Origin of the sequence: Klebsiella sp. MS 92-3 (assembly GCF_000195655.1) — a bacterium.
GTDB lineage: Bacteria > Pseudomonadota > Gammaproteobacteria > Enterobacterales > Enterobacteriaceae > Klebsiella > Klebsiella pneumoniae.
In genome coordinates, this window is sequence record NZ_GL882816.1 from 15,384 (window position 1) to 20,831 (window position 5,448).

A 5,448-nucleotide genomic window follows, 5' to 3' on the forward strand; every position below is an offset into this window, starting at 1 on the left:
GGGGGGGGGGGGGGGGGGGGGGGGGGGGATAGGACCGGGGGTAATATGCGCCAGCCAGGATTGCAAATTCGGAATTAATATTTCCCGCGCCCGGCCAACTGTGGTTGAAATAGACCCAGGCGATTCGCTTCCCGACAGAGGAGAAAACGAAAGTGGCATTGTGGCAACGGTTAACGGGCTGGCTGGCTTTTTTGTCCAACGGTGAAGCCGGACAGCAGGATACCCAGCGCGTCATGGAGGCGATCCTGCCGGTAGCCAGCCTCTACGGCGTGGACATTGGCAACGTGGAAACCCGGTGGTTCCGTCATGATAAGACATACTGAGCGACGCAGGACGCGAGAAGCCTACTGGAACGAGGTGTGCTTTGTGTAGCAAGAGACTGCCTGAGGTTGCGGCATCGCGGGAGGCGCCGCCGCAGCCCAGGCAGTTTTGACCATGTCTATCCCCCCAGATACATCCGCTTAATTTCCGGATTAGTCAGCATCTCCCGCGCCGCGCCTGACAAGGTGATCCGGCCATTCTCCAGGACATACGCCCGATCGGCGATCGCCAGCGCGGCCGTCGCATTCTGCTCCACCAGCAGCACCGTCATATTCTCTTCGCGCAGTTGCTTAATGATGCCGAACAGCTCGCCGACAATTTTCGGCGCCAGCCCGAGACTCGGTTCATCCAGCATCAATAACACCGGCTCGCTCATCAGCGCCCGGGCGATGGCCAGCATCTGCTGCTCGCCGCCGCTCATGGTGCCCGCCATCTGATGGCGCCGCTCCTTGAGCCGCGGAAAGAGGGCGTACATGCGATCGCGCAGGCGGGCGTAGCCGGCGAGATTATTGTAAGCGCCCATGCGCAGGTTCTCTTCGATGGTCAGGTTGGTAAAGACGCGCCGTCCCTCCGGCACCAGCGCCAGCCCGCGACGCACGATCTGGTGGGTCTGGCTGCGTGAGATATCGTCGTTGAGGAAGCTGACGCGCCCACTGGAGCGCACCAGGTTGACGATCCCGTTCAGGGTGGAGGTTTTACCGGCGCCATTGCTGCCGATCAGGGTGACGATTTCCCGGTCATAGACATCGATATCGACGCCCTTCAGACCCTGGATCACGCCGTAAAAGACCTTCAGTTCCCGGGCGTTAAGCATAATTGGCTTCTCCCAGATAAGCGGAAATGACGTCCGGATGCTGGATCGCCTCGGCCATCAGGCCGCTGAACAACGGCTTACCGTACTCCAGAACCATCACCCGCTCGCACAGGCGGTTGACGAAGGGCATATCGTGCTCGATTAACAGGACGCTTAGCTGATAGTCATGGCGCATGCGGAAGATCAGCTCCGCCAGATCCTCGGTCTCCTTCGGGTTCATCCCGGCGGCCGGCTCATCGAGCAGGAGCAGCTTCGGCGCGGTGGCCAGCGCGCGGGCGATCTCCACTTTGCGCTGGTTGCCATAGCTTAGGTTTGTGGCCTGCATATGGGCGAAGTGGGCGATGCCGATATCCTCCAGGATGGCCATCGCTTTGGCTTTCGCCGCCCGCTCGGCCGGAAAGTAGCGACCAATATGCAGGGCCGCCTCCAGCAGCGAGTAGCGGCTGGCGCGGTCGAGCCCGACCATCACGTTCTCCAGCACCGTCATGGAGTTAAACAGGCGGATATTCTGGAAGGTGCGGGCGATCCCGGCGTTCACCACCTGGTTGGGCTTCAGCCCCTTCAGCGACGTGCCCGCCAGGGTGACGCTGCCGCTGGTGGGTTTATAGTTGGCGGTAATGACGTTAAACAGGGTCGTTTTGCCCGCGCCGTTAGGGCCGATAAGGCCAAAGATCTCCGCCTCGTCAACATGGAAGCTGACGTTGTCGATGGCCCGCAGGCCGCCGAACTGCATGGTGACGTCCTGCACCTGCAGGATAACGTTATTTTCCGCCATAGCTGCTGTTCCTTCTTCCCATCTGCCAAATCTCTTTTTTCCCCAGCAGCCCCTCGCGGGCGAAGAGCATGATAATCAGCAACAGCAGGGAGAAGACCACCATTCGCAGGCCCGGGTACGCGCCGAGATCGTGACCGAAGAACTGCAGCGGCTGATCGAGGAAGCGCAGCCACTCGCCGCTGCCGACCACCAGCACGGTGCCGAGCAGGGCGCCGGTGGTGCTGCCGAGCCCGCCGAGGACGATAATAATCAGCAGCTGGAAGGTGAGCATAAAGTCGAACAGCCCTGGGGAAATGGTGGTCAGCAGGGAAGCCAGCAGACCGCCGCCGATCCCTTCGAAGAAGGCGCTGGTGGCGAAGGCGCAGGTTTTAATGCGGAAGGTGTTGACCCCCATGGCGATCGCCGCATCTTCATCGTCGCGAATAGCTTTCATCATCCGGCCATACTTCGACCACACCAGCTGGAGGATCATGCCGGTGGCCAGCAGGGCGAACAGCCCGCACCAGAACAGGAGATGCGGCTGCTGCGGAATATCGTTCAGCCCGATGGCGCCGTTGGTGATTTGCGGGTTGTTAATGGCGAGGATCTTGATGATAAACCCAAAGCCGAGGGTGACAATGGCCAGGTAGTCGCCACGTACCCGGAAGACCGGCACGGCGAGGCACACCGCCAGCGCCGCCGCGCACAGGCCGCTTATCAGCAGGGCAGGGAGGAAGCCCGCGTGCAGGCTGAGGATCCACGGGCTGGGGGCGGCCATTTCAAACATGTCTACCTTGCTGTCGCTGGAGAGGATCAGCAGGGCGGTGACGTAGGCGCCCACCGCCACGAAGCCGTTCGGCTCCAGCGACAGCTGGCCGGTCACGCCGTTGATCAGGTTGTAGCTGACCGCGAGGATCATAAAGATAAAAATGGTGCTGATGACACGAACAATGTAGTCATTAAAAACCACGTTGATTCCGGCCAGCAGCGCGATACAGATGACAATAATGACCAGGTTGCGCAGCTGCGCCCCGGCGGTCGTCGTCGCGTTGAGCATCAGAAACGGCTCCTTTCCAGACGTTCGTCGCCCATAATGCCGACCGGGCGGAACAAGAGGACCAGAATCAAGAACAGGAAGGCGAAAGCGTCTTTATAGCCGCCCAGTTCGGGGAAGATCGCCACGGCGACCACCTCGGTAAAACCGAGGATAAAGCCGCCCAGCACCGCGCCGGTGACGCTGCCGATCCCGCCCAGCACGGCGGCGGCGAAGGCCTTCAGGCCGATAAGCACGCCCATCAGGGGATCGATCGTCGGGTAGCTGATGGAGTAGAACACGCCGCCGAGCGCCGCGAGACTACTGCCGAGGGCGAAGACCAGGGAGATGATCCGGTTGGCGTCAATGCCCATCAGGCGCACGGTGTTGACGTCAAAGGCCACCGCGCGGATCGCCATCCCATAGCGGGTGCGGTACAGCAGCCAGAGGATCGCCAGCAGCAGCAGGACGGTGATCAGCGGCACAATCCACGCCACGTTGGTAATGATGACGCTGCCGAAGGCCCGAGTCTGGTTGAAAAAGTCAGGGGCGGAGAAGAAGCGCGAGCTGCCGCCAAACAGTACGTTAAACAGGTTTTCGAGAAAGAAGCTGACGCCGATGGCGGTGATCAGCATGGAGATTTTCGAGGCCTGACGCAGCGGACGATAGGCGACCCGGTCAATCAGCATACCAAACAGGCCGCACAGCCCGAGGGTCAGGAAAACGGCTACCCCGAAGGGTAGCCCAACCGAAGAAAATAAAAACAGCGTACTAAACGCGCCGACCATCATCACGTCCGCATGGGCGAAGTTGATCAGCCGCAGCACGCCATAAACCATCGTATAACCGATGGCAATCAGGGCGTACATGCCCCCAAGACTCATTCCATTGACCACTTGCTGGAGAAAAATGGCGCCGTCCATTTTGTAGCCTCGTCACAACTTAAGGGTTAACCACGGTACGAAACGCCAGCTTGCCATCTTTCACTTCGTTGATGACCGCGCTGCGAATGGCGTCGCCGTTCTGTAACGTCAGCGTGCCGGTCACCCCCTGGAAATCTTTGGTGGCGCGGATTTTTTCATTTACGCAGACCCGATCGTGGGGATCGCTGCACTGGTTCATGGCGTTGACGATGACGTTATAGGCGTCCGCCGCCATTGCGCCCCAGGTATGGGTCGGCTGCTGGTATTTGGCTTCCCAGGCTTTGATGAAGGTTTCCCCCGCCGGGGTCTGCTCTTTGGCGTTCGGCGAGTAGTAATCGGTGGTCATATAGCCGTTGACCGCGTCTTTACCGACATCGAAGAAGACCTGATCCGCGGCCAGACCGTCGCCGCCCACCACCGGTTTGTTGAGCCCCAGCTGTTTAGACTGCACGGCAATCAGCGCCCCTTCGGTGTAGTAGATCGGCATGTAAATCATGTCGACATTCTTCGCCTTGACGCTCGCCAGCTGGGCTTTAAAGTCCTTGCTGCCGCCCGGGGCCTGGACCTCGATGGGAATGGTGCCGCCGTTTTTCAGGAACTGGGTGCGGAACGCTTTCGCCAGGCCGACGGAGTAGTCGTTGCTGCTGTCAAACACGATGGCGGCGGTTTTGGCTTTCAGATCGCGGGAGGCCAGATTGGCCCCGACCACCCCCTGGAAGCTGTCCGAGAAGCAGACCCGGCTGACGTAGGGATGGTTGCGGGTGACGCGGTCGTTGGTGGCGGTAGAGGAGACCAGCGGCGTTTTGCTGTCGTCGGCGATTTTGGTCATCGCCAGGGTGTTGGAGGAAGTGACTTCCCCGATCACGGCATCCACTTTATCGCTGGAGACCAGGCGCTGCATGGCGTTGGCCGCTTCGACTTTGTCGCTTTTATCATCGATAACGATAAGCTTGATGGTATCGCCATTTTTTAACGTTGGGGTGATGGCCTGAATAATGTCCAGCCCTTTCTGCGACGGCTGGCCATAGCCGCTGAGGGCGCCGCTCAGGGGTAATACCACCCCGATTTTAATTTCCGCTGCCTGCGCGCTGCTGGCGCCGACCAGCGCGGCAACCAGCGTGGCCATTAAAGACGCTTTCCCGGAAAACGATTTCATTGGTATTTCTCCGTCGGTCGATTATTTATCTTTAACCATCAATGACTGCATAACATTGAGGAATAATGCGCCAGCGTATCCGGCGAATTATTGTCTGTTATGTTGAATAGATAACGAGATATATACCCTAAATAATTCGAGTCGCATGAAGGCGGCAAGTAAGCGAGTCCCCAGACGCTTACAGAAGTAAGTGACTGGGGGAGAGAACGCAGCCAACGCACATGCAACTTGAAGTATGACGGGTATTTTTAATGCGCTGATTTACCTTACAACGTCCGTTTCGTTTTTACTCATGCAATATTCTTATTACCTGCAGGGAAGGGCATAAGGCTGGCGACAACACGGTTTTTGGTACGGCGAAAGCATTTTGCCGGGGGGCGACTGGCGCCTTACCCGGCCTGAAAAATACGCCATATAAACCGCTGGCACGGCTTCCGTAGACCCGTG

7 protein-coding genes are annotated in these 5,448 nt (G+C 58.9%); 2 read left to right on the forward strand and 5 right to left on the reverse strand.

Features of this window, described 5'->3' with window-relative positions; all coding sequences use genetic code 11:
* Positions 1-152: 152 nt before the first annotated feature.
* The gene (locus HMPREF9538_RS31650) at positions 153-323 is read left to right on the forward strand and encodes a hypothetical protein (RefSeq protein WP_002890108.1); all 171 of its coding nucleotides are present in this window, start codon (positions 153-155) and stop codon (positions 321-323) included.
* Positions 324-439: 116 nt separating this feature from the next.
* On the opposite strand, the gene HMPREF9538_RS12100 is transcribed toward HMPREF9538_RS31650, so the two are convergent.
* Genes HMPREF9538_RS12100 through HMPREF9538_RS12080 form a run of 5 tightly spaced genes read right to left on the reverse strand, consistent with a single transcriptional unit; the run spans position 440 to position 4,971 of the window.
* Complete coding sequence (locus tag HMPREF9538_RS12100; protein ID WP_002890126.1) at positions 440-1,135, reverse strand: ABC transporter ATP-binding protein; 696 nt, start codon at positions 1,133-1,135, stop codon at positions 440-442.
* Positions 1,128-1,910, reverse strand: coding sequence for an ABC transporter ATP-binding protein (locus HMPREF9538_RS12095; RefSeq protein ID WP_004151354.1), 783 nt, complete (start codon positions 1,908-1,910; stop codon positions 1,128-1,130). Before HMPREF9538_RS12095 ends, HMPREF9538_RS12100 begins: the two co-directional genes overlap by 8 nt.
* The gene (locus HMPREF9538_RS12090; RefSeq protein WP_004183134.1) at positions 1,897-2,946 is read right to left on the reverse strand and encodes a branched-chain amino acid ABC transporter permease; all 1,050 of its coding nucleotides are present in this window, start codon (positions 2,944-2,946) and stop codon (positions 1,897-1,899) included. Before HMPREF9538_RS12090 ends, HMPREF9538_RS12095 begins: the two co-directional genes overlap by 14 nt.
* On the reverse strand, positions 2,946-3,845 hold the full coding sequence (locus HMPREF9538_RS12085; RefSeq protein WP_002890128.1) for a branched-chain amino acid ABC transporter permease: 900 nt from the start codon (positions 3,843-3,845) through the stop codon (positions 2,946-2,948). The genes HMPREF9538_RS12090 and HMPREF9538_RS12085 overlap by 1 nt, the downstream gene beginning before the upstream one ends.
* 19 nt (positions 3,846-3,864) lie before the next feature.
* A complete protein-coding gene (locus tag HMPREF9538_RS12080; RefSeq protein ID WP_004147267.1) occupies positions 3,865-4,971 on the reverse strand; it encodes an ABC transporter substrate-binding protein in 1,107 nt (368 codons plus the stop codon).
* Here HMPREF9538_RS12080 and HMPREF9538_RS32285 point away from each other — a divergent pair.
* Positions 4,964-5,107 (forward strand): hypothetical protein, encoded by a 144-nt coding sequence (locus HMPREF9538_RS32285; protein ID WP_009485305.1) that lies wholly within the window; start codon positions 4,964-4,966, stop codon positions 5,105-5,107. The genes HMPREF9538_RS12080 and HMPREF9538_RS32285 overlap by 8 nt on opposite strands.
* Positions 5,108-5,448: the final 341 nt, after the last annotated feature.

Coding starts and splice junctions, on each gene's coding strand:
- HMPREF9538_RS12095 (WP_004151354.1), bottom strand. CDS start 1,910: ATGGCGGAAAATAACGTTATCCTGCAGGTGCAGGACGTCACCATGCAG.
- HMPREF9538_RS12080 (WP_004147267.1), bottom strand. CDS start 4,971: ATGGCCACGCTGGTTGCCGCGCTGGTCGGCGCCAGCAGCGCGCAGGCA.
- HMPREF9538_RS12085 (WP_002890128.1), bottom strand. CDS start 3,845: ATGGACGGCGCCATTTTTCTCCAGCAAGTGGTCAATGGAATGAGTCTT.
- HMPREF9538_RS12100 (WP_002890126.1), bottom strand. CDS start 1,135: ATGCTTAACGCCCGGGAACTGAAGGTCTTTTACGGCGTGATCCAGGGT.
- HMPREF9538_RS12090 (WP_004183134.1), bottom strand. CDS start 2,946: ATGCTCAACGCGACGACGACCGCCGGGGCGCAGCTGCGCAACCTGGTC.